Genomic DNA, 20241 nt, shown 5'->3' with positions numbered 1-20241 from the left:
TTTAATACTGATATTAGTTTCCAATTTAACTGTCAAAAAGCGTGTTTAACGAAGAAGTTTTCAAACGTAAGAACGAAACCGGGGGTAGTATCGAGGTGATCTGCGGGTCAATGTTTTCGGGCAAAACCGAGGAATTATTGAGGCGGCTTAACCGTGCGCGTATAGCCAAACTGAGCATACAGATATTTAAACCTAAAACAGATACACGCTATGATGAAAATGCCGTAGTATCGCACAACATGCAAAGTTTTCCGTGTGTGGCTATTGATAATTCGGCATCAATACTATTGTTTTATAACGATGAACAGGTGGTGGCCATTGATGAGGCCCAGTTTTTTGATGCCGACCTGGTGGATGTTTGTAATACGCTGGCCAATCGAGGTGTTCGCGTAATTGTGGCCGGGCTTGATATGGATTTTAAAGGCCGCCCTTTCGGGCCAATCCCCGCGCTTATGGCCGCGGCCGAATCAGTAACCAAGCTGCACGCCGTTTGCGTAAAATGCGGCAACCCGGCGCTGTACTCCTACCGCCTGGCATCAAACGAAGAAAAAATACTGCTTGGTGAAACCGAACATTATGAGCCGCGCTGCCGCAATTGTTATTTTATATAACAGGTTAGTTTTTTAGCCCTCAGTTTAAAACAAAAAGCCCCCTTTTAATTGTTATAAACAATAGTTAAGCATTATGAGTGGTGTTTAACACAAGTTTATTTGAGGTATTACAGCTTTTAAACCATGGCTAAAAAGGTATTTGTGATTGAGGACGACCGCGACATTCGCGAAACTATTGTATATGTACTTGAGGAGGAAGGCTATGAAGTGCTTGCTTCGGAAAGTTCAAAACTGTTGCGATCTGTTGACTCCGAAAAGCCTGATATTATTTTACTTGATAACTGGCTTACCGACTGGAAAAGTGATGCCAATGGCCAGCAACTAAGCAAGGAACTGAAAAGTAACCCGGCAACAAGCCATATATCGGTGATCATTATTTCGGCTGTAAGCAACGTGAAAGAGATTGCTGAGGCAGGTTTGGCCGATGGTTACCTGATGAAGCCTTTTGATGTAAGTGAGCTTGTAAACATGGTGAAAAAATTCACGGCCTGAATATTAAATTCAAAGGCAGTAACATCAGTATAGCTGGTGTAAAATTTATATATTTACCCGTACAATCACTATACATTGATGAACAGCCAACAGTTGCTGGAAGTACTTTCGTTATCTGACAACGCCACCGCAATTTATACTTCTGAAAACATTATAATTGAATTTGCCAACGAGGCTATGATAGGCCTTTGGGGTAAAAACAGATCGGTAATAGGTAAACCGATGATAGAAGCCTTACCCGAACTGGAAGGACAGCCCTTTTTGGATATTCTGAAAAACGTATGGCTTACCGGTAATACCCATGTAGATACCAATGCCTATGCCGAATTAGAAAAGAACGGCGAATTACAAGGCAGCTATTTTAATTACGAATACCGTGCTGTAAAACACCCTACAGGTGAAATGCGCTGTATACTACATACAGCGGTTGATGTTACCGACCGTATGTTAAGCCAGCAGGAGATACAGGAAAGTAAGCAACGCGAAAAGGACCTGAACGAGGAGCTTGCTGCCATAAACGAGGAGCTATCATCATCAAATGAAGAATTGTTGGCTACCAACGAGGAGCTAAAGGAATCATACAATGATCTGCGGCTTTTAAATGAGTCGCTTAGCGAAAGTGAGGCATGGTTCAGGGAAACGGTGAACCAGGCGCCGGTAGCCATAGCCGTGCTTGATGAGCGCGGCCTGATCATTGATACCGCTAATTCATACATCCTTGAAATCTGGGGCAAAGGCCCCGAAATAATAGGCCAGCCTTTACATATTGCCCTGCCCGAGCTTCAGGGTCAGCCTTTTTTACAGATACTTGATGACGTTTACACCAGCGGCGAGCCATTTTATGGCAGCGAGGTAAAGGCATCGCTGGTACGTAAGGGTGTACTTGAGGATGCTTATTTTAATTTTGTTTATCATCCGCTTAAAGAAGCTTCGGGCAATACAGCAAGCATTATTGTGGTGGCAACCGAAGTTACTGAGCAAATAAACGCCCGCAGGCTGATCGAAAAAAGTGAACACCGCCTTAACCGTATGGTAATGGCATCGCCCATAGGCATGACCATTTTAAAAGGCCGGGAACTTGTGATCGAGATAGCCAATGAGAACATGCTGACTATCTGGAACAGAACTACAGATCAGGTAACAGGCAAACGCCTGCTGGAGATATTTCCGGAACTGATAGGCCAGCCTTTTCCGGATATGCTGCAGAGGGTGTTTGATACCGGCCAGCCTTTTGGCATGGACGAAACAACAGCCGATGTGGATCTTGGTGATGGCCGGGTTGTACAATACTACCTCGATTTTAGCTACGACCCTTTGTTTGACGCCGACGGCAATGTAGAAGCCATACTGGCAACCGTTAATAATATAACGGAAAGAGTTGAATCGCGCAGGCAGATGCTGCACGTACAGGAACGCGGACGCATGGCTGTTGATGCCGCCCAATTGGGTACTTTTGATATGGATCTTACCAAAGGTACGCTTGACTGGGACGAACGTTGCCGCACGCTGTTCGGTGTATCGCACAATAACACGGTTACTTACGAACACGACTTTTTGATGGGCCTGCACCCTGATGACAGGGAACATGTAACCGAGGTGATCAACAACTCATTTAACAAAGCCGCAAGTAATGGTAATTATGATGTAGAGTACCGCACCATAGGTTTTGAGGACAAAAAACTGCGCTGGGTAAGTGCCAAGGGTAAGGTGTTTTTTAATGAGCACAACGAGCCTATGCGTTTTATAGGCATTGTGCTGGATATAACCGATAAAAAGGAGGATGAGCAACGTAAGAACGACTTTATTGCCATGGTAAGCCACGAGCTTAAAACGCCGCTTACCTCGTTAAAAGCCTACGTACAGGTATTACAGGCAAAAGCCCTTAAAGCTAATGATGGCTTTGCTGGCGGAGCGCTTGATAAATCACTGTTGCAGGTAAATAAAATGAATACCCTTATTAAAGGTTTTTTAGATGTAGCGCGCCTTGAATCGGGCCGGATACACCTTGACGTGGAGCGCTTTAACCTGAATAATCTGATCAAGGAGGCTGTTGAAGAAGCCACCATCACTATGGATTCGCACCACGTTGTTTTTGATGATGAGTGCCATACCGATGTAGTTGCCGACCGTGAAAAAATAGGCCAGGTGCTTAATAACCTGATCAGCAATGCTACCAAATACTCGCCGCGCGGCAGCAACATCATTATAAAATGCTACCAGGATGCCGATATGGTAAGAGTGTCTGTAAAGGATGAAGGCATTGGCGTTAAAGCTGTTGATATTGATAAACTATTTGATCGCTTTTACCGTGTTAACAGCCCGTTCACTAAAACCATATCAGGCTTTGGCATAGGGCTTTACCTGTGTGCCGAAATTATAAAATACCATAGAGGCCGCATTTGGGTAGAGAGTAAAACAGGGCAGGGCGCAACCTTTAATTTTGAGATACCGGTTACGTAACTATTTACGTAAGTACTTACATATTACGCTTCTTAAAATATAATAGTACGTTGCGCAAACTATCAAGCATTTCAGGTTCCATATTTTTTACGGGGATGGATAATACGGATGCCATGCTGTCAACATCGCCACCTTTACGGTCATTATAAGTTTGAACAATAACATCAGCATCGGTAGTGCGTAGTTTTATGGTGCCGTTGTTAACCGTACCTATATAATCCATATCATCAAGCCGTTGTAACTGGAAAGAGAAGTACTCTTGTTTACCGGTTTGGTAAGTGCGCCTCATGCGTATAAAAGCGTTTGCGGTAAGGGTAAGTTCCCATTTTTTTAGCTTACCGGTTGCACCGGCATCATAGTTTTGTGTAAGGCAGCGATTGCTCCAGCCAAGCATTTTCAGCTCCGAAGCATCAGGGTCAAAACCATAATTAACGTTACTTGCAAGCATAAGCAAGCCTGTAATAACATACTTTACGGCCGCGGGCATATGTGGTTTTAACATGACAACAAAATCCGGTATCTAATTTAACAAATTAATAACTTTGCACATGCAGTTTTCCGAAAATTCAAGAGTGTGGATATACCAGTCGAACAGGCAATTATCTGATGCTGAAACGATTGATATTCAAAAAAGTTTAACAGAATTTACTAACATATGGACAGCGCACAATAACCAACTCAAAGCAACAGCCGAAGTGCGTTATAATCGTTTCCTGATACTGATTGTTGATGAAGAACAGGCCGGTGCCAGCGGATGCTCAATTGATAAGTCGGTACGCTATATGCAGCAACTGGAGCAGCAATATAATATCAACCTTTTTGATCGCTTTAACATGGCATACCGCAGCGGCGATTCCATACTATCAGCCAATCGTAACGAGTTTGAGGAACTGATAAAACAGGGAACGGTTACTGCCGATACCATTGTATTTAACAACCTTGCTAAAAACGTTGCCGAACTTAACACCAGTTGGGAAGTACCCTTTAAGGAAAGCTGGCATGCGAGGGTTTTTAGTCATTAGGTAGTTGTCATTAGGCATTGGTTGAATGTTAGTGTGGCCAATATTTTATGCTTTAATTATCTATTTATTACCTTTATATAGTCAATTAAATAATCTAATGACCAATGACAACTGACTAATCACCACCCCCATGCCCAATTACGATCCACGCATTGAAGCCTATATTGACAAGGCTGCCGATTTTGCTAAACCTATATTACTGCACCTGCGCGATCTGATACATTGTACGGTACCCGAAATTGCAGAAACTACCAAGTGGAGCATGCCTTTTTTTGAGTGCAACGGCCCGGTTTGTTACATAGCGGCATTTAAGCAGCACTGTGCCTTCGGCTTTTGGAAGAGTAGCCGGTTAAGCGATCCGCATAAGGTATTAAAAGAAGAAGAAGGCAGCGGCGCGGGCAGCTTTGGCAAGATCAGCAGCCTGAACGACCTGCCGAATGACGATATACTGATTGAATATATTGCCGAAATGGTTGCCATTAACGCGCAGGATATTAAAAAACCCGCCGCCAAAAAACCGGTTGTTGCCAAAGCACCGCTAATGGTTGAAACACCCGCTTATTTTATGGAATTGCTTATTAAAAACCCACAGGCTATGGCCGTGTTTGAAAAATTTAGCCCATCAGCCAAAAAGGAATACATTACTTGGTTTATCGATGCCAAAACTGGAGCTACCCTGCAAAAGCGCCTTGACCAGGCCATTGAATGGATAAGCGAGGGCAAGCAACGTAATTGGAAGTATAAGCGTTAGGTAAATCTATACATGGCATTCGGACGAAATACGTTTCACTTTACATCAAACCTATCTATTACTGAGGTAAGGCAACGGATTACCAATAACACCCTTGTTAAAGATCGACTAACACCCGAGAAAACAAACAAGGCATTCATCGGTAGTGTTGATGCTGCTGGCTTTAACATCATATCATCCTCTGCCGTTGGTATTGCCTGCACATTACGCGGTGAATTAAGCAGGGGTACCGGAAAGAACAATACGCACATTGATATTGAAACACGCACACAAAGGGTATTCATCTGGCTGATACTGATTTGGGTGCTTGTGGTAACCGCGGCGGCCATAGTGCCTGGTTTATTAAAATCCACCTACGTATTTTCGCCCCTCCCCTTTTTGCTGCTGGTATTCGGCGCTGTAGCTTTTCGGCTGTTTATACATGGGTTGTATATTATAGTCCGTAATAAGGCTATTGAACGCTTTAGGCAAGCGCTTACGGCTTAGATTAAAGGACATGGACTTGTTCGGAAATTAGTCGATAGGCCAAAAAGGAATACGTTACCTAATTTATCGAAGCTGAAACCGAAGCAACACTGCAAAATGTTAGAACAAACTATTAAATGGATAAGCGAGGGCAAACAGCGAAATTGAAAGTACAAGGAATTTGCATTCCGATATATTTTGTAGATTAGCTAATAAAACCAACCAATCACATTATGGATTTAATTAAAAAGCGTGATGCCTTTTCGAAACAAATAGTTAACCAATTAAGAAAAAAAATTCTTGATTTAAGCTACATAGATAACTTAAAAGACTCACTTTGTATTTATGCTACAGGATCATTCGCAAGAGGTGAAGCTTCAGAACACTCTGACGTAGATATATTTTTCATCGGTAGAAAAGACAATAAAATCAAAAATCTCGATGAAATTATACTCAAAGCAGATTTAATTAAAATAATAAGAGAATTAAACCTACCTGATTTTTCTGGCGATGGTGAGTATCTTACTATTCACCATTTAGAGGATATAATAGAAAAATTAGGTTCGCCTTCAGACGACTATTATAATTATTTTACTGCTCGTCTTCTTTTATTATTAGAATCAAAGCCATTATTTAATGATGAATTATATGATATAGCTATATCTAACATAATTGATGTTTACTATAATGATTATCCTGATCACAAAGAAACATTTTCGCCTATTTTTCTTGCTAACGATATTATGAGATTTTGGAAAACAATGTGTTTAAATTATGAGCAGAAGCGAGTTAAAAACGATATAACAGATACTTTTAAAAAAAATAAAGCTCGACTTAAAAATCTTAAGCTTAAATTTTCAAGATTGACAACTTGTTATTCTTTGTTATGCTGTTTAAAAAAGGGAGATCAAACTACCCCAAGTGATTTGAAAAATTTAATACAACTGACACCTATTGAGAGGTTAAGTTATATATCAAAGGCCGACTCAAAATCAACTACAATTATCGCCAACATGCTTGAAATATACCGTTGGTTTCTTGATATTACTGATAACGAAACTAAAGATAATATACAGTGGATTAGTGATGCAAAAAATCAAACTATAGTTAATGAAAATGCTGTAAAATATCATGACTTGTTCTATAATTTGATAGAATTAACATCAAAGGATTTATTAAAATTTTATACCATATAATGATAATTTATGCAGTTAAAATTCAAGACGAGAGAATTGCGTCAATATTAAATTTCGTTAAGTACATATGCGAACCTACAAGTAAAACGGAAGTTCATTTGTCTGTAAGAGGTCCTTATGAAAAGAAATTAGCTGGTACTTTAGTGCAAAGATATAGTGAGCAAATATTAAATAAATTGATCGAAGTGAACGGCGTTGGAACCTTTTTCAATGAAAAACAAAACACTGTATATATAAAATGCGACAGTGAATATTTAAGAAAAATTTGGAAAAAAACCAGTTATGGCTATAATCCACATCTTACTCTTTATGATGGAAAAGATCAAGAATTTGCAAACAGTTTATATAGTGCAATCAAAGATTATAACATTTACTTACACTTCCATGCTTCAGAATTGATTTTATATGACACAAGTAAAAAAGGCACATCTCTTTTATTAACGATGGGTATAAATTTTGGAATTATAAAAGAAATAACGGGTATAGACTGGGATAAGCTTAATCCTTCCGTATTCAAGAACAACACCAAGAAAAAAATTGAGATAATCAAAAGTTGCTTCGACTCATTAGTAAAACTTTAAAAACTCAAAGGCCCCAACCTGCGCATATTTTTGCGTATCAGAAACTGGCGATGCCGTACGTATTTGCTTGGCTTGGTGGCCGACCACTTTAACGGGCTCGGGAATATGGAAGCTATTGCTGCTGCCTGCCTTTGCGTAAGATTTGATGCCGACTTATGGAAGTAAGCCTGCGCGGCAGCTTCGGCACCGTAGATGCCATCGCCCATTTCAATTACGTTGAGGTAAACCTCCATAATGCGCTCCTTGCTCCAAAAGGCCTCGATCAGTACCGTAAACCATGCCTCCAGCCCTTTACGCAATAATGACCGGCCTTGCCATAAAAACACGTTCTTAGCCGTTTGCTGGGTGATTGTACTACCGCCCATCAGCTTTTTGCTGTGCATGTTTTTGTTGATAGCTTTTTCTATGGCATGAAAATCAAAACCGTGATGCTCCAGGAATAGCTGATCTTCGGCGGCTACGGCGGCACGTTTCATATTGTCGGATATTTCATCAAAGTCTTTCCAGTCCTTGTCTATCTTCCAATCCTTACCCGCGTGCTTACGTTCAAAACCACGCTCAATCATCAGCCAGGTAAAGGGCGGATTAATGAATTTGAACAGCAGAACGCCAAACAAGCTCGCGCCCACAAAAAATATAAGGATAAGCTTAACCACCCGCAGCAACAGCCTTACTATACTATTTTTAACTATCCGTTTACGCTTCATAAAAAAAGCAAATTACAAACAAAGGGTGCCCGGTAAAATACCAAACACCCTTTTATTTTAATTTCGAAGTTCGAATTTTCGATTTCGAAATATTGTTGATTCTTCTATAGCCAATATCAGGTATCAAAATCCGAAATCGAAACTCCGGATTCCGAAATTCAATTACTCAGCTACAACCTCGAAAGGAACTTTTACCTTAACCTCTTTGTGCAGGTTAACGTTGGCAACATACTCGCCAATTACTTTTGGTTCCTGATCGAAAGTGATGCGACGACGGTCAACCTCAAAACCTTCTTTTTTCAATGCATCAGCAATCTGGATAGTGTTGATAGCACCGAAAATTTTACCGGTTTCGCCGGCTTTAGCGCCAATGGTAAGTTTTACACCTTCCAGTTTAGCGGCGATAGCGTCAGCATCTTTACGTATTTTTTCTTGTTTGAACTGAGCTTGCTTCAGGTTTTCAGCTAAAACCTTACGTGCAGATACAGTTGCTAATATAGCATAACCCTTAGGGATAAGGTAGTTACGGCCATAACCCGGCTTAACGCTTACTACGTCGTCTTTATCGCCAAGGTTTTTTACATCTTGTTTTAAAATAAGTTCCATTACTCTACCTCCTGATTATTTTAATGAATCTGTAACGTAAGGTAACAAACCGATGTGGCGTGCACGCTTAACAGCCTGGGCTACTTTACGCTGAAACTTTAATGAAGTACCTGTTAAACGGCGAGGTAATACTTTACCCTGATCGTTAATAAACTTTAAAAGGAAGTTAGCATCCTTGTAATCGATATACTTGATACCGTTCTTTTTAAAACGGCAGTATTTTTTACGGTTATCCTCCACTTTTGGAGCGGTAACGTATTTAATCTGATCGTTTGCCATTAGCCTGCTGCCTCCTCTGTTTTAGTTTTCTTTTGGTTGAAAGCACCGCTACGTTTCTTCTCGTTGTAAGCAATGGCGTGTTTGTCCAATGCAATGGTCAGGAAACGCATAACGCGCTCATCACGTCTGAATTCAATTTCCAATTTGTTGATTAAATCACCCGGAGCCTTGTATTCAGTTAAGTGATAATACCCTGTTGTTTTCTTTTGAATAGGGTACGCTAATTTTTTCAAACCCCAATTATCCTCCTGGACAATTTCGGCTCCGCCGTCGGTTAAGATCTTAGTGAATTTGGCAATTGCCTCTTTCGCTACTTCTTCTGACAGCAACGGGGTAAGAATTACTACGGTTTCGTACTGTTGCATTTGTTTGTTAATTTGTTATTTACCCGCTATTAACGGGGCTGCAAAAGTAATAAGTTTTTTTCAATTGGTCAAATATTCAATGAGTTATTGTACTCAAACATCGTTCGCACATATTTAAAAGTTATTGCAAAGTAAAAAGAAGGCTCAAAGTATTGATATGCTATTAAATATAAGGCGGCAATTTTGCATGTTTGTGATACAGAATTTAAGCCATGCAAACACAATTATATAATAACGATACCCAATTAAAAAACACAGGCATCATCATAAATACCATATTATTTACTCCCGGCGAAGATGATGACCTCGAAGGCGATTGGGACGATGAAGATGATGAGGAATTTGATGACCTGATGGGCACCGGGAACGACCTGCACCGCATACGCCAGGAAAACGACTGGGACGAGATAGACGAAGATGATGATGACCACCTGCCTGATGACGATTTGCAATAAACACTTTTAAATCAGCCATTTGCTTTTATGGGATGTATGGGTAAATTTACTACCTTATTAAACCTAAAAGCAAATGGCTATTACGCAAGAAGTACAGGACTACAACAACCAGCAAACACCCGCCGATCAGGAGATATGCAACCTGCTGGCCAATGCCATTGCATCCGGACTGCCCGAGGCCGAATCAAAGATATGGCACGCGCATCCTGTTTGGTTTTTAGATGGCAACCCGGTGGCCGGTTACAGCAAACTTAAAGGTAATGTTCGCCTGCTGTTTTGGAGCGGACAGACGTTTGAGGAATCCGGCCTGCAAAACGAGGGCAAATTCAAAGCCGCCGAAGCGCGGTATACATCGGCAGCGCAAATAGATGGCCAAACATTGCAACGTTGGCTTACCAAGGCTCGCGATATACAGTGGGACTATAAAAATATTGTAAAACGCAGGGGCGTTTTGGAAAGATTAAAGTAACCTCACCCCAGCCCTATCCTGCAGGAGAGATAGCAAACCGCCTAACAATATTTATTCTGTCATTTCGAGCGATAGCGAGAAATCCGTCGCTTGGTTATGAACGCAGGCAGATTCCTCCTCGTACCACGTTCGGAATGACAGATTTATTAATTTTCAGCTCCCCCTCCTTTAGGAGAGGGCCGGGGTGAGGTTTATAGCACCGCTAATTTTACCAACACCTGTTTATCGTTACCAAAGTTTTTAGCTACCTTTATGCCTGTGGAGAATTTTATAGTTTCGGCACGCAAATACCGCCCGGCTACTTTTGAAACCGTTGTTGGCCAGCAACATATAACCAACACCCTCAAAAACGCTATTAAGAACAACCAACTGGCGCAGGCATTTTTGTTTTGCGGGCCACGTGGTGTGGGCAAAACAACCTGCGCGCGTATACTGGCAAAAACCATTAACTGCCAGAATTTACAGCCCAATGGCGAGGCTTGTGGCACCTGCGATTCGTGCCGCTCGTTCATGAACGGTAATTCATTCAACATCCACGAGCTCGATGCAGCATCAAACAACTCGGTTGATGATATTCGCAGCCTGATAGACCAGGTGCGTATACCGCCACAGGCAGCCCGTTATAAGGTATATATTATTGATGAGGTGCACATGCTATCTCAGGCGGCATTTAACGCCTTCCTGAAAACGCTGGAGGAACCACCTAATTACGCCATATTTATATTAGCCACTACCGAGAAGCATAAAATACTGCCTACCATCCTTTCGCGCTGCCAGATATTTGATTTTAACCGCATCCGTGTGGAGGATATGGCATCGCACCTGGCATCAATAGCCCAAAAGGAAAGGGTGAACTATGAGCCCGACGGCTTGCACATCATCGCCCAAAAGGCTGATGGCGGCTTGCGCGACGCGCTTTCCATGTTCGATCAGATCGTAAGTTTTTCAGGCGCCAACGTTACCTATTCGTCGGTGATCAATAACCTGAACATACTTGATTATGATTACTACTTTAACGTTACCGACAGCCTGCTGGCCGGCGACAGTGCCAAAACGCTGCTGCTGTTTGATGAGATATTAAGCAAAGGTTTTGATGGCGCGCACTTTATATCAGGCCTTTCAGAACATTTGCGTAACCTATTGGTAGGCAAGGATGCTTCGACCTTAAAACTGCTTGAGGTAAGCGAAAATATCCGCAACCGTTATTTGCAGCAATCGCAGGCGGCACCGGTGTCATTTCTGCTATCGGCCTTAAATATTGCCAACCAGTGCGATTTGAGCTATAAACTGAGCAAAAACCAGCGCCTGCAGGTTGAGCTGGCACTACTTAAAATGTGCCATTTACCCGCCCTGTTCAACGCCGCCAATACATCACTGCCCGAAGGGGAGGTAAAAAAAAAACCTGATACCCCAGCAATAACCGCCCCACCGGTAGTTAAACCCACTGAAGTTAACCCGCTACCGGTTGTGAGCGAAAATCCGGTTAGTTATAATACTGTTAAAACACAGGCACCTGTTGCTGCGCCGGTTTCGGCACCCCGGCCGGAGCCTGTTCAGCCTGTAGCACAAGCTAACCCTGCATTAGCCCCGCCGGTAGATAAGCCGAAGGTTTTTATCCCCAACCTGCATTCACCATCCACCTCTATCAAAATACCATCGCTTAGTAATTTGAGCGCGCTTGATGACGTGGCTGTTGAGGAGGAGGACCCTTATTTAAAGGGTGAGGACAAGGAGGCATTTACCCCCGACCAATTTGTACACTATTGGAACCTGTATGGCGAGCGTGTAAAATCCGAAGGTAAAAAGATACTCTCAACCATATTTACCGGTAAGCCGGTGATGATGAACCCCGTTTTGTATGAGATAGTGATTGAAACCAAGGTACAGGAAGCATCTCTGCGTGATGAACGGCCCTTTTTGCTGAACTATCTGCGCAGCAACCTCAAAAACTTTGATCTGGATATTATTACCCGTATTGATGAAGTACAGGCCAATCGCAAACCTTATGGTGCCAAGGAAATATTTCAGTATATGGCCGCCAAAAACCCGCAATTGGTGGAGTTGAAAAATAAGTTGAACCTGGAGATAGATTGATCCTCACCCCAGCCCTCTCCTAAAGGAGAGGAAGCTGAAATTATATTAAAATTCATCCGTCATTGCGAGGTACGAAGCAATCTCTTTGAGCCGGTCAAATTCCGAATGTCTTAAAGAGATTGCTTCGTACCTCGCAATGACGACTGTCTATAACCACAAAGAGCCGGCATTGCTTCCGGCTCTTTGCAATATTTAATGTATCCTACTTTAAATATTCCCCGTCATTTTTCGGATAACCCTCTTCGTCAAGATCATCGCGGTCATCTTCGGGTGTGCGTGATATGGCTTCATCAACCGGGTCAACCTCGGTAATTTTGCCGCTATCAATGTGCATACCTAAAGTATCAACATCAGTTTCCAGGTTTTCATTCGGTATATATTCATCAACCGCATAAGGATTGGCTTCGTCATAGGTCGAATCAAAATCATCACCATTTTTAGCAACCGAATTGTATGGATCGGGATGGTCGTAATCCGGGTCTTCACTATCTACGTCCAGCTCAAAGCTACCCGCATCTTCATTAAATTTCAGGTCCTCAACATCTGTTGAGTTATTTACATCTGCATCACGGTTACTGTCAGCATCTATTTCACTACGCAGATCATTGTCGTTTTCCGGACTATCATCATCATTAAAGCCCGGATATTGATTTTTTGGGTCCATAGGTTTCAGTTTTAATATAAATATCTAACATTAAAAACCCTGCCAAAGTTTTAATCAAATAGCATTAGTCGCGCGTAAGCGGTTTGCGATAGGAGGTTACGCTGCCGATAGAAAATTTTACAGCAAGGGTTAGCTGTGTCCATATATCCCTGCGCGATCCGGCATCAAAACCGTCGAGGTTTTCACCGGTCATTACGTTTACCTGGTAACCCAGGTCAATTTTTACAGAAGGCTCGTTATAGCTATTAAATATTTTGTACTCATAACCTATTTTTAAAGGGATGTAGAACTCCGTGCTTTCATCCTTACCGGGCGTATAATACCCCGGAATGGTGTTTGAGTTGCGGGATACCTCTTTAATACGGTTTGAAACCAAACCCACCCCTACTGAGCCGTAAATGTTTTTCAGCCCGTCCATCAGCGCGCTCGATGAGTAATCAATAAATTCGCCGGCCTGCACCTGCGCACGTAGCGTACCGGCAATAAAGTTGTTTTTAAACTGCCTGCCTGATCGGTATTCAACAGAATCGCCCCCTTTTAAAGTGCCGGCCTGAAACTCAACTATATAATTTACAAAGGGCGTAGCGTTGTAGGTATAACTTAAACTGCCCGAAAGGGTTGAAGTAGTTTTTTCGGCATCGCCAAATACCTGGTTATTGCTGATGCCGATACCCAGATCGTGCTGGCTGTAATTAAACCCGAGTTGCGCTTTGGCGGTAAGGGTTGCCATGGCAGCAATAGCCGTTAGCATTAACAGTCTGGTAAATTTTATAATCATAGATAGCGCTTTGTGGTAAAGTGTCCCTCCTTAAACGGCAGAATAATGAATATAGTTTTATTAAAGGTAAAAAGCTGTATTTGCACTATATAGCAACCGATTGTTTTACATGGCAAAATAGTTTTTTATTTGGAACATCATAATGGGTATTTTATATATTTGAAACCTTTAAAAAAACCTAATAACAGATAGTTATGTCAAAAATTAAAGTAGAAAACCCGGTAGTTGAACTGGATGGCGATGAAATGACCCGCATTATCTGGAAATTCATTAAGGATAAACTGATTTTCCCGTATCTGGATCTGGATATAAAATACTTTGACCTGGGTATTGAGTACCGTGATGAAACCGACGATCAGGTTACTATTGATGCCGCTAACGCTATTAAACAGTATGGTGTTGGTATTAAATGCGCTACCATTACACCTGATGAGGCCCGCGTTAAGGAGTTTGGCCTGAAACAAATGTGGAAATCGCCAAACGGCACTATCCGTAACATACTGGACGGTACCGTATTTCGTGAACCTATTGTAATGAGCAATGTACCTCGCCTGGTGCCTAACTGGACAGCCCCTATCTGCATTGGCCGTCATGCTTTTGGCGATCAGTACCGCGCTACCGACTTTTTGGCTAAAGGCAAAGGCAAGCTTACCGTAACTTTTACCCCGGAGGATGGCAGCCCTGAACAATCATACGAAGTATATAACTTTAAAGGTGATGGTGTGGCGCTTACCATGTACAATACCGACGAATCAATAAAAGGCTTTGCGCACGCTTGTTTTAACCAGGCGCTGATGAAAGGCTGGCCGTTGTACCTGTCAACCAAAAACACCATCCTTAAAAAATATGATGGCCGTTTTAAAGATATTTTTGAAGAGATCTATCAAAACGATTATAAAGAGAAGTTTGACGCTGCCGGTATTACCTATGAGCACCGCCTGATTGACGACATGGTGGCCGCCGCCCTTAAATGGAACGGTAACTTTGTATGGGCTTGCAAAAACTATGATGGCGACGTACAAAGCGATACCGTAGCGCAAGGCTTTGGCTCGTTAGGTTTAATGACTTCAACCCTGGTTACCCCTGATGGCCAAACCATGGAGGCTGAGGCTGCACATGGTACCGTAACCCGCCACTACCGCGATCACCAGGCCGGCAAGCCAACATCAACCAACCCTATCGCGTCTATCTTCGCGTGGACACGTGGTTTGGAGTTTCGTGGTAAGCTGGATGGCAACCAGGAACTGATTGATTTTTGCCACACCCTTGAGCAGGTTTGTATTGAAACTGTTGAGAGTGGCAAAATGACCAAGGATTTGGCCATTACCGCTAAAGCCAAGGTTGAGCATGGTGTTGATTACCTGTATACCGAAGAATTCCTTGCTGCTATTGACGAAAACCTGAAAGCTAAATTGGGTAAGTAATTACAGCACAATAATTATATTTGAGCAGGCCGCAAATGTTAAATATTTGCGGCCTGCTTATTTTTATAATTATATTTAAAACCATGAAACCTATACGCTTAAAACATTTGTTCGCACTTTTTGCCCCCCTTATTGCAGGCATAGGCTGTGTACGTAATAATTGTGGTAATGTGGCCTGCTTTACCCCTGCACCGGCTATTGTGTTTGAGCTAAGAGATTCCATTGGTCGCGACTTGCTTAACCCGGCAACGCCCAATTATTATGATACAACCAGGATCAAGGAATTGAACAATGGCATCGTAGGCATCGTACCCAAAGGATCAGGCAAAAACCCCAGCAGGATAAAATTAGGGTTCAGTACCCCGTTTGGCGGACAAACCAATTTAATTGTAAAGCTTAACAGTACCGATCAGGATACCATATTCGCGGCAAACATTGAGTTAAAAAAAGATTGCTGCACTTCCTTTGAAACCACGGCCTTTAAATACAACCAGCAAAATTTTACCGACTCGTTAAAGAGCAGCTATTTTGTGGTTGTTAAGAAGAGGTAATAAATTTGATGTGTTGGGCATAATGGATATTAACTTGATTAGTAACGCAAGCCTATTAAGATAAATTATATCTTTGCTTTATGTCTTATCTTGATTTAATAAGAACGACCTTATCAGCTATGAAACCCGAGCTGATTTCTAAATATCCAATCAACTCCATTGGCTTATTTGGCTCTGTTGTACGTGATGATTTCAACGACTCAAGTGACATTGACATTATCGTGGATTTTAATAAACCAATAGGGATTGAGTTTATTACACTGGCAGATGAATTAGAAAATAGCCTGAAACGCAAAATTGACCTCGTATCAAAAAGTGGTATAAAACTAAAATACCTCAAACTAATCGAGCCTGAAATTATCTATGTCTAAACGTCAGCCGAATCTTTTATTGGAAGACATACTGGAAAGTGCTGAAAAGATATTTGCTTACACGGCATCTTTAAATTATGAAGAATTTATAAACGATAGTAAAACTATCGATGCTGTTGTAAGAAATTTTGAAATAATTGGTGAAGCTGCTAATCGCTTGCCTGAAGATTTTAGAGACGCTAATCCCGAAATTGACTGGCACAAAATAAGAGGTCTTCGCAACCGGATTGTGCATGATTATTTCGGCATTGACTATAACATAATATGGTCTATAAAACAAGATTATTTAGCTAATCTTATCGCTCAAATAATAACATTATCAAATAATTACAAGTAATATAAATTCATTATCCATGTCAGCATTATATCCTCTGAAATTCAAGACCATCTACAAAGACAAAATTTGGGGCGGCCAGAAAATAAGAACATACTTAAATAAAGATTTTGGCAGCCTGCCAAACTGCGGCGAAACCTGGGAAATATCGGGCGTTAAAAGTGATGTATCCGTAGTGGCCAATGGCACGCTTGAAGGCCGTTCATTAGCCGATTTGCTTGAAGAATACAAAGGCGAACTGGTAGGCGAAAAAGTGTACGAGCGCTTTGGCAATACCTTCCCGCTGCTGGTTAAGTTTATTGATGCCAATGAGGACTTATCTATACAGGTGCACCCTGACGATAAACTGGCCAAGGAGCGCCACAACTCATTTGGTAAAACCGAAATGTGGTATGTTATTGAGGCTGATCCGGGTGCTACGCTGATCACGGGCTTTAACCAGGAAGTGAACGAGCAGGTTTATCTCGAAAAATTTAACAGCGGCCACCTTACTGATATTCTGAACCGTGAGGATGTTACCGCGGGCGATATTTACTTTTTACCGGCCGGGCGTGTACACACTATTGGCGCGGGCCTGCTGATCGCTGAAATTCAGCAAACATCAGACATTACGTACCGTATATACGACTTTGACCGTGTTGACGATAAAGGCAACAAACGCGAATTGCACGTTGAAGAAGCCTTAGCAGCTATTGACTACAAGTTTTACCCTGAATACAAAACAGCGTACGAGCACACGCAAAATGAGGCTATAGAAGCTGTTAGCTGCCAGTATTTCACCACCAGCGTACTTGACTTTACCGAGGGCACCACGCGCGATTACAGCAGTATTGATTCGTTTGTAATACACGTTTGCGTAGCGGGCGCGTATACCATCAAATATGATGGCGGCACGCTTGATGTTAAAATGGGCGACAGCATATTACTGCCAAAAAACATTAACCATATTGATATTACTACCGAAGGTGGCTTTAAAATATTGGAGAGCTACGTTCCGTAAAAAATATTTTAGCTGCATTACAGGCAGTTAACCCGTATTGCGAATGTTTTTTCAAAAAAAGTTTCCATAAACAAAAAAACAAGCTACATTTGCAGACCCAAAAACGGGAGCGGTATCATAGCTCAGTTGGTAGAGCAAAGGACTGAAAATCCTTGTGTCGCTGGTTCGATTCCAGCTGATACCACAAAAAGCCTCTCAGAGAAATCTGAGAGGCTTTTTTTTACGCCTATGGCCACCACGCCTCACCAACCTGTCCGCTATATGCTTTACCCACGCGGCGGCGGCTTTAACAGCGCTTTGGCTTATAAAATTTCTCGAATACTAACATGCGGTCGGTTTGGGCAAGCTGAATATAATGAGCGACAAGGTTTAGGTACAATTTGGCATACTGAGCCGTTGCTGACGAGTTGGTGGTAATAGGGATCAGCTATAGCAGGGTATTAAAAATGCAATCAATTTAAATGCGGGCTGATAAAACCGTACAAAACCGCATTCATACATATATAACAATCTATAAAGACACCGATATAAGCTTATAGCCGCTGTCAGTACGTAAAAATTCAAAATGATCTTGTTTGATTTCTCCGTTTACGTGGCGCGTTATTACCACTTGTTTAACGGGGTATTTGTTATGTAATGCGGAGCCGCAGTTGTCAAAGTATTTTTCAAACGCTGCTGATGTGTAATCGTAGATGAATGGATTTAACCCCTCGGTAAAAATATGGTATTCAACTCCGGGTTTATTCAATTCCAATAATTTGAGGCGAATGATGCTGAACCATTCATCCACAAAGCGGGCCTTATCGAGGTTCCATTCCTTATCATCAGCGCTTATATTAACCATTACATTGATATACGCCGCTTTAAGCAAACGTTCGGGAGTGAGATCGTCCAGCAGCGCGGTTTTTAACCATGCCTTAAACTCCTTATCGTAATTAATGAACGAGTAATACTCGCCTGTCAGGGTTTTAAAATTATCCCTTCCCGGGTCATTGCCTGGTTGCTTTAATACTTTAAGCGAATAAAAGTTAATGTCCGCATCATATTTAAAATCGTTAATCAGCAGCTTATTCCGCGTATCTATCAGCACCTCTTTACCGCCCACCCAGGGGTATTGGTTATGTTCGTCTATTTTACTTGCGTCAAAGATTCCGCCTTTTAAGGCTACGATCAGTCCGTTGGCAACGGGCATTAGATTATTGTATTCCGCAGGTATAGCTATATCTCCCTTTCCGTTAAACATACCTACTTTATGCGTTACAGCATCCCTGAAACGAATGTAACCTTCGCATTCGCAATCAGGAGTAATATCAAAAACATAAAGCTGATCCTGGCCAACCTTTCTGCCTGATTTGGTTAAATAATAAGACAACCATTTATCGCCCTTTTTTTCTACTGCGGCTATTATATTGATGAATTTATTGGCCGATGTGATCGGGGCGAACTTTGGCGCGATCATTACCTTGCCCGCTGCGTCTTTAAAACCTCTCAGCGTGGTATCACTGTTCCAAAAAGATGTCCATACGCTTTTATCCTGGCTGAATAACAGGCCCGGTGCAAGCATAATGATGATAAATAATAGTATTCCGGCTTTCATAAGTGTAAGATCATCGGTATATAAATAACCTGCGGAACAGGATTTTATTATAAGCCTTGCATATAGCTTGCTTTATTATCTTCTGTTTTTCTTAATAGTCATCCTATTGCCATCTTCAAATCACATGACATTATTATGGAACATTCATTCCGAATTGAATATATATTTGCGGAACGATTATTCCAAAAAACATAATTCAACAAGATCACAAAAATGAAAAAGTTAGAAAACAAAGTAGCGATAATAACAGGAGCATCAAAAGGTATAGGTGCCGGTATAGCTAAAGATCTGGCAGCAGCAGGTGCCGCCGTGGTAGTAAATTACGCATCATCAAAAGAAGGTGCTGAAAAAGTAGTTGCCGAAATTGTAAGCAACGGCGGCAAGGCCATAGCTGTACAAGGCGACGTAGCCAAGGCTGCCGATGTACAGCGTTTGTTTGCTGAAGCTAAACAAGCTTATGGCCGCCTGGATATACTGGTAAACAATGCCGGTGTATACAGTTTTGGCACCATTGAAGATTTTGACGAGAACGAATATCACCGCCAGTTTAATACCAACGTTTTAGGCTTACTGCTTGCAAGCCAGGCCGCGGTTAAAAACTTTAGCGAGGATGGTGGCAGCATTATCAACATCGGCTCAACAATAACTAACCTGAACATTCCGGGCAGCTCAATTTACACCGCTACAAAAAGCGCGGTTGATGCCATTACCAAGGTGCATTCAAAAGAGCTTGGGCCTAAAAACATTCGCGTAAACTCAATTAACCCGGGTATGGTTGAAACTGAAGGCACACACACCGCAGGTGTTATCGGCAGTGATTTCCACCACGAATCAGTAAAAACCACCCCGCTTGGCCGTATCGGTCAGCCGGATGACATTGCCCCTGTAGCCGTGTTCCTGGCATCTGACGATTCACGCTGGTTAACCGGCGAAATACTGGTAGTGAGCGGCGGCGTACGCTAAACATTA

At 42.0% G+C, this 20241-nt stretch carries 25 protein-coding genes and 1 tRNA gene; 18 read left to right on the top strand and 8 right to left on the bottom strand.

The annotated features are described in order from the left end of the window. The first annotated feature begins 41 nt into the window (after positions 1–41). From LJ707_RS07275 to LJ707_RS07265, 3 genes are all read left to right on the top strand, one after another. Entirely contained in the window at positions 42–611 is a 570-nt protein-coding gene (locus LJ707_RS07275) for a thymidine kinase (RefSeq protein WP_370632381.1), read from the top strand. 123 nt (positions 612–734) lie between these two features. Then, positions 735–1103 carry a response regulator gene (locus tag LJ707_RS07270; protein ID WP_228950148.1) on the top strand — a complete coding sequence of 123 codons (369 nt, stop codon included), beginning with the start codon at positions 735–737 and terminating at the stop codon, positions 1101–1103. Between the two features lie 78 nt (positions 1104–1181). Next, entirely contained in the window at positions 1182–3563 is a 2382-nt protein-coding gene (locus LJ707_RS07265; protein ID WP_228950147.1) for a PAS domain-containing protein, read from the top strand. Between the two features lie 16 nt (positions 3564–3579). Here the strand turns inward: LJ707_RS07265 and LJ707_RS07260 are convergent, their stop codons facing one another. Beyond that, on the bottom strand, positions 3580–4065 hold the full coding sequence (locus LJ707_RS07260) for a hypothetical protein (RefSeq protein ID WP_228950146.1): 486 nt from the start codon (positions 4063–4065) through the stop codon (positions 3580–3582). A 46-nt stretch (positions 4066–4111) separates the two neighbouring features. Here LJ707_RS07260 and LJ707_RS07255 point away from each other — a divergent pair, with 46 nt between their 5' ends. The 5 genes from LJ707_RS07255 to LJ707_RS07235 all read left to right on the top strand — a co-directional run bounded on the left by LJ707_RS07255 (position 4112) and on the right by LJ707_RS07235 (position 7578). Then, positions 4112–4585, top strand: a complete 474-nt coding sequence (locus LJ707_RS07255; RefSeq protein ID WP_228950145.1) for an ABC transporter ATPase — start codon at positions 4112–4114, stop codon at positions 4583–4585. Between the two features lie 130 nt (positions 4586–4715). Further along, positions 4716–5336 (top strand): YdeI family protein, encoded by a 621-nt coding sequence (locus tag LJ707_RS07250; RefSeq protein ID WP_228950144.1) that lies wholly within the window; start codon positions 4716–4718, stop codon positions 5334–5336. Between the two features lie 12 nt (positions 5337–5348). Continuing rightward, positions 5349–5822, top strand: coding sequence for a hypothetical protein (locus LJ707_RS07245; RefSeq protein ID WP_228950143.1), 474 nt, complete (start codon positions 5349–5351; stop codon positions 5820–5822). Between the two features lie 212 nt (positions 5823–6034). After that, complete coding sequence (locus LJ707_RS07240) at positions 6035–6997, top strand: nucleotidyltransferase domain-containing protein (protein ID WP_228950142.1); 963 nt, start codon at positions 6035–6037, stop codon at positions 6995–6997. Then, a complete protein-coding gene (locus tag LJ707_RS07235) occupies positions 6997–7578 on the top strand; it encodes a 2'-5' RNA ligase family protein (protein WP_228950141.1) in 582 nt (193 codons plus the stop codon). The genes LJ707_RS07240 and LJ707_RS07235 overlap by 1 nt, the downstream gene beginning before the upstream one ends. On the opposite strand, the gene mtgA is transcribed toward LJ707_RS07235, so the two are convergent. The 4 genes from mtgA to rpsF all read right to left on the bottom strand — a co-directional run bounded on the left by mtgA (position 7575) and on the right by rpsF (position 9535). Beyond that, entirely contained in the window at positions 7575–8285 is a 711-nt protein-coding gene (gene mtgA, locus LJ707_RS07230; protein WP_228950140.1) for a monofunctional biosynthetic peptidoglycan transglycosylase, read from the bottom strand. The genes LJ707_RS07235 and mtgA overlap by 4 nt on opposite strands. Before the next feature lie 162 nt (positions 8286–8447). Continuing rightward, on the bottom strand, positions 8448–8891 hold the full coding sequence (rplI, locus tag LJ707_RS07225; protein WP_228950139.1) for a 50S ribosomal protein L9: 444 nt from the start codon (positions 8889–8891) through the stop codon (positions 8448–8450). 15 nt (positions 8892–8906) lie between these two features. Next, positions 8907–9170 carry a 30S ribosomal protein S18 gene (gene rpsR, locus LJ707_RS07220; RefSeq protein WP_067054791.1) on the bottom strand — a complete coding sequence of 88 codons (264 nt, stop codon included), beginning with the start codon at positions 9168–9170 and terminating at the stop codon, positions 8907–8909. Next, the gene (gene rpsF, locus LJ707_RS07215) at positions 9170–9535 is read right to left on the bottom strand and encodes a 30S ribosomal protein S6 (protein ID WP_228950138.1); all 366 of its coding nucleotides are present in this window, start codon (positions 9533–9535) and stop codon (positions 9170–9172) included. The genes rpsR and rpsF overlap by 1 nt, the downstream gene beginning before the upstream one ends. A gap of 212 nt (positions 9536–9747) precedes the next feature. Here rpsF and LJ707_RS07210 point away from each other — a divergent pair, with 212 nt between their 5' ends. The 3 genes from LJ707_RS07210 to LJ707_RS07200 all read left to right on the top strand — a co-directional run bounded on the left by LJ707_RS07210 (position 9748) and on the right by LJ707_RS07200 (position 12553). Then, entirely contained in the window at positions 9748–9990 is a 243-nt protein-coding gene (locus tag LJ707_RS07210; RefSeq protein WP_228950137.1) for a hypothetical protein, read from the top strand. A 73-nt stretch (positions 9991–10063) separates the two neighbouring features. Continuing rightward, positions 10064–10459 (top strand): DUF1801 domain-containing protein, encoded by a 396-nt coding sequence (locus LJ707_RS07205; protein ID WP_228950136.1) that lies wholly within the window; start codon positions 10064–10066, stop codon positions 10457–10459. Between the two features lie 258 nt (positions 10460–10717). Continuing rightward, positions 10718–12553: a DNA polymerase III subunit gamma/tau gene (locus LJ707_RS07200; RefSeq protein ID WP_228950135.1), complete on the top strand. Its 1836-nt coding sequence runs from the start codon at positions 10718–10720 to the stop codon at positions 12551–12553. Between the two features lie 202 nt (positions 12554–12755). Here the strand turns inward: LJ707_RS07200 and LJ707_RS07195 are convergent, their stop codons facing one another. Next, positions 12756–13217 carry a hypothetical protein gene (locus tag LJ707_RS07195; RefSeq protein WP_228950134.1) on the bottom strand — a complete coding sequence of 154 codons (462 nt, stop codon included), beginning with the start codon at positions 13215–13217 and terminating at the stop codon, positions 12756–12758. 64 nt (positions 13218–13281) lie between these two features. Then, on the bottom strand, positions 13282–13995 hold the full coding sequence (locus LJ707_RS07190; RefSeq protein WP_228950133.1) for a hypothetical protein: 714 nt from the start codon (positions 13993–13995) through the stop codon (positions 13282–13284). Positions 13996–14189: 194 nt separating this feature from the next. On the opposite strand from LJ707_RS07190, the gene LJ707_RS07185 reads away from it, so the two are divergent. The 6 genes from LJ707_RS07185 to LJ707_RS07160 all read left to right on the top strand — a co-directional run bounded on the left by LJ707_RS07185 (position 14190) and on the right by LJ707_RS07160 (position 17859). Further along, complete coding sequence (locus LJ707_RS07185; protein ID WP_228950132.1) at positions 14190–15419, top strand: NADP-dependent isocitrate dehydrogenase; 1230 nt, start codon at positions 14190–14192, stop codon at positions 15417–15419. An 83-nt stretch (positions 15420–15502) separates the two neighbouring features. Then, a complete protein-coding gene (locus LJ707_RS07180; protein ID WP_228950131.1) occupies positions 15503–15970 on the top strand; it encodes a hypothetical protein in 468 nt (155 codons plus the stop codon). Between the two features lie 119 nt (positions 15971–16089). Beyond that, a complete protein-coding gene (locus tag LJ707_RS07175; RefSeq protein WP_228950130.1) occupies positions 16090–16341 on the top strand; it encodes a nucleotidyltransferase family protein in 252 nt (83 codons plus the stop codon). Beyond that, positions 16334–16678, top strand: a complete 345-nt coding sequence (locus LJ707_RS07170) for a DUF86 domain-containing protein (protein WP_228950129.1) — start codon at positions 16334–16336, stop codon at positions 16676–16678. Before LJ707_RS07175 ends, LJ707_RS07170 begins: the two co-directional genes overlap by 8 nt. A gap of 16 nt (positions 16679–16694) precedes the next feature. Continuing rightward, positions 16695–17675 carry a type I phosphomannose isomerase catalytic subunit gene (locus LJ707_RS07165; protein ID WP_228950128.1) on the top strand — a complete coding sequence of 327 codons (981 nt, stop codon included), beginning with the start codon at positions 16695–16697 and terminating at the stop codon, positions 17673–17675. 111 nt (positions 17676–17786) lie between these two features. Continuing rightward, a tRNA-Phe gene (locus LJ707_RS07160) sits at positions 17787–17859 on the top strand. A 327-nt stretch (positions 17860–18186) separates the two neighbouring features. On the opposite strand, the gene LJ707_RS07155 is transcribed toward LJ707_RS07160, so the two are convergent. Further along, positions 18187–19272, bottom strand: coding sequence for a hypothetical protein (locus LJ707_RS07155; RefSeq protein ID WP_228950127.1), 1086 nt, complete (start codon positions 19270–19272; stop codon positions 18187–18189). A gap of 213 nt (positions 19273–19485) precedes the next feature. On the opposite strand from LJ707_RS07155, the gene LJ707_RS07150 reads away from it, so the two are divergent. Beyond that, a complete protein-coding gene (locus LJ707_RS07150; protein WP_228950126.1) occupies positions 19486–20235 on the top strand; it encodes an SDR family NAD(P)-dependent oxidoreductase in 750 nt (249 codons plus the stop codon). Positions 20236–20241 lie beyond the last annotated feature (6 nt).

The sequence above is a fragment of the Mucilaginibacter sp. UR6-1 genome, assembly GCF_020880975.1.
In the GTDB taxonomy this organism is placed as follows: domain Bacteria; phylum Bacteroidota; class Bacteroidia; order Sphingobacteriales; family Sphingobacteriaceae; genus Mucilaginibacter.
The sequence above is the reverse complement of the archived record's forward strand: the minus strand, read 5'-3'. Positions and strand labels throughout refer to the sequence as shown.

What these genes read in the sequence shown, in the direction of transcription:
- LJ707_RS07255 (WP_228950145.1), top strand. Translation starts at nt 4,112, where the DNA reads ATGCAGTTTTCCGAAAATTCAAGAGTGTGGATATACCAGTCGAACAGG.
- LJ707_RS07245 (WP_228950143.1), top strand. Translation starts at nt 5,349, where the DNA reads ATGGCATTCGGACGAAATACGTTTCACTTTACATCAAACCTATCTATT.
- rplI (WP_228950139.1), bottom strand. Translation starts at nt 8,891, where the DNA reads ATGGAACTTATTTTAAAACAAGATGTAAAAAACCTTGGCGATAAAGAC.
- LJ707_RS07260 (WP_228950146.1), bottom strand. Translation starts at nt 4,065, where the DNA reads ATGTTAAAACCACATATGCCCGCGGCCGTAAAGTATGTTATTACAGGC.
- LJ707_RS07155 (WP_228950127.1), bottom strand. Translation starts at nt 19,272, where the DNA reads ATGAAAGCCGGAATACTATTATTTATCATCATTATGCTTGCACCGGGC.
- LJ707_RS07235 (WP_228950141.1), top strand. Translation starts at nt 6,997, where the DNA reads ATGATAATTTATGCAGTTAAAATTCAAGACGAGAGAATTGCGTCAATA.
- LJ707_RS07190 (WP_228950133.1), bottom strand. Translation starts at nt 13,995, where the DNA reads ATGATTATAAAATTTACCAGACTGTTAATGCTAACGGCTATTGCTGCC.
- LJ707_RS07210 (WP_228950137.1), top strand. Translation starts at nt 9,748, where the DNA reads ATGCAAACACAATTATATAATAACGATACCCAATTAAAAAACACAGGC.
- LJ707_RS07250 (WP_228950144.1), top strand. Translation starts at nt 4,716, where the DNA reads ATGCCCAATTACGATCCACGCATTGAAGCCTATATTGACAAGGCTGCC.
- rpsR (WP_067054791.1), bottom strand. Translation starts at nt 9,170, where the DNA reads ATGGCAAACGATCAGATTAAATACGTTACCGCTCCAAAAGTGGAGGAT.
- LJ707_RS07180 (WP_228950131.1), top strand. Translation starts at nt 15,503, where the DNA reads ATGAAACCTATACGCTTAAAACATTTGTTCGCACTTTTTGCCCCCCTT.
- LJ707_RS07175 (WP_228950130.1), top strand. Translation starts at nt 16,090, where the DNA reads ATGAAACCCGAGCTGATTTCTAAATATCCAATCAACTCCATTGGCTTA.
- LJ707_RS07240 (WP_228950142.1), top strand. Translation starts at nt 6,035, where the DNA reads ATGGATTTAATTAAAAAGCGTGATGCCTTTTCGAAACAAATAGTTAAC.
- LJ707_RS07150 (WP_228950126.1), top strand. Translation starts at nt 19,486, where the DNA reads ATGAAAAAGTTAGAAAACAAAGTAGCGATAATAACAGGAGCATCAAAA.
- rpsF (WP_228950138.1), bottom strand. Translation starts at nt 9,535, where the DNA reads ATGCAACAGTACGAAACCGTAGTAATTCTTACCCCGTTGCTGTCAGAA.
- mtgA (WP_228950140.1), bottom strand. Translation starts at nt 8,285, where the DNA reads ATGAAGCGTAAACGGATAGTTAAAAATAGTATAGTAAGGCTGTTGCTG.
- LJ707_RS07170 (WP_228950129.1), top strand. Translation starts at nt 16,334, where the DNA reads ATGTCTAAACGTCAGCCGAATCTTTTATTGGAAGACATACTGGAAAGT.
- LJ707_RS07270 (WP_228950148.1), top strand. Translation starts at nt 735, where the DNA reads ATGGCTAAAAAGGTATTTGTGATTGAGGACGACCGCGACATTCGCGAA.
- LJ707_RS07195 (WP_228950134.1), bottom strand. Translation starts at nt 13,217, where the DNA reads ATGGACCCAAAAAATCAATATCCGGGCTTTAATGATGATGATAGTCCG.
- LJ707_RS07165 (WP_228950128.1), top strand. Translation starts at nt 16,695, where the DNA reads ATGTCAGCATTATATCCTCTGAAATTCAAGACCATCTACAAAGACAAA.
- LJ707_RS07185 (WP_228950132.1), top strand. Translation starts at nt 14,190, where the DNA reads ATGTCAAAAATTAAAGTAGAAAACCCGGTAGTTGAACTGGATGGCGAT.
- LJ707_RS07265 (WP_228950147.1), top strand. Translation starts at nt 1,182, where the DNA reads ATGAACAGCCAACAGTTGCTGGAAGTACTTTCGTTATCTGACAACGCC.
- LJ707_RS07205 (WP_228950136.1), top strand. Translation starts at nt 10,064, where the DNA reads ATGGCTATTACGCAAGAAGTACAGGACTACAACAACCAGCAAACACCC.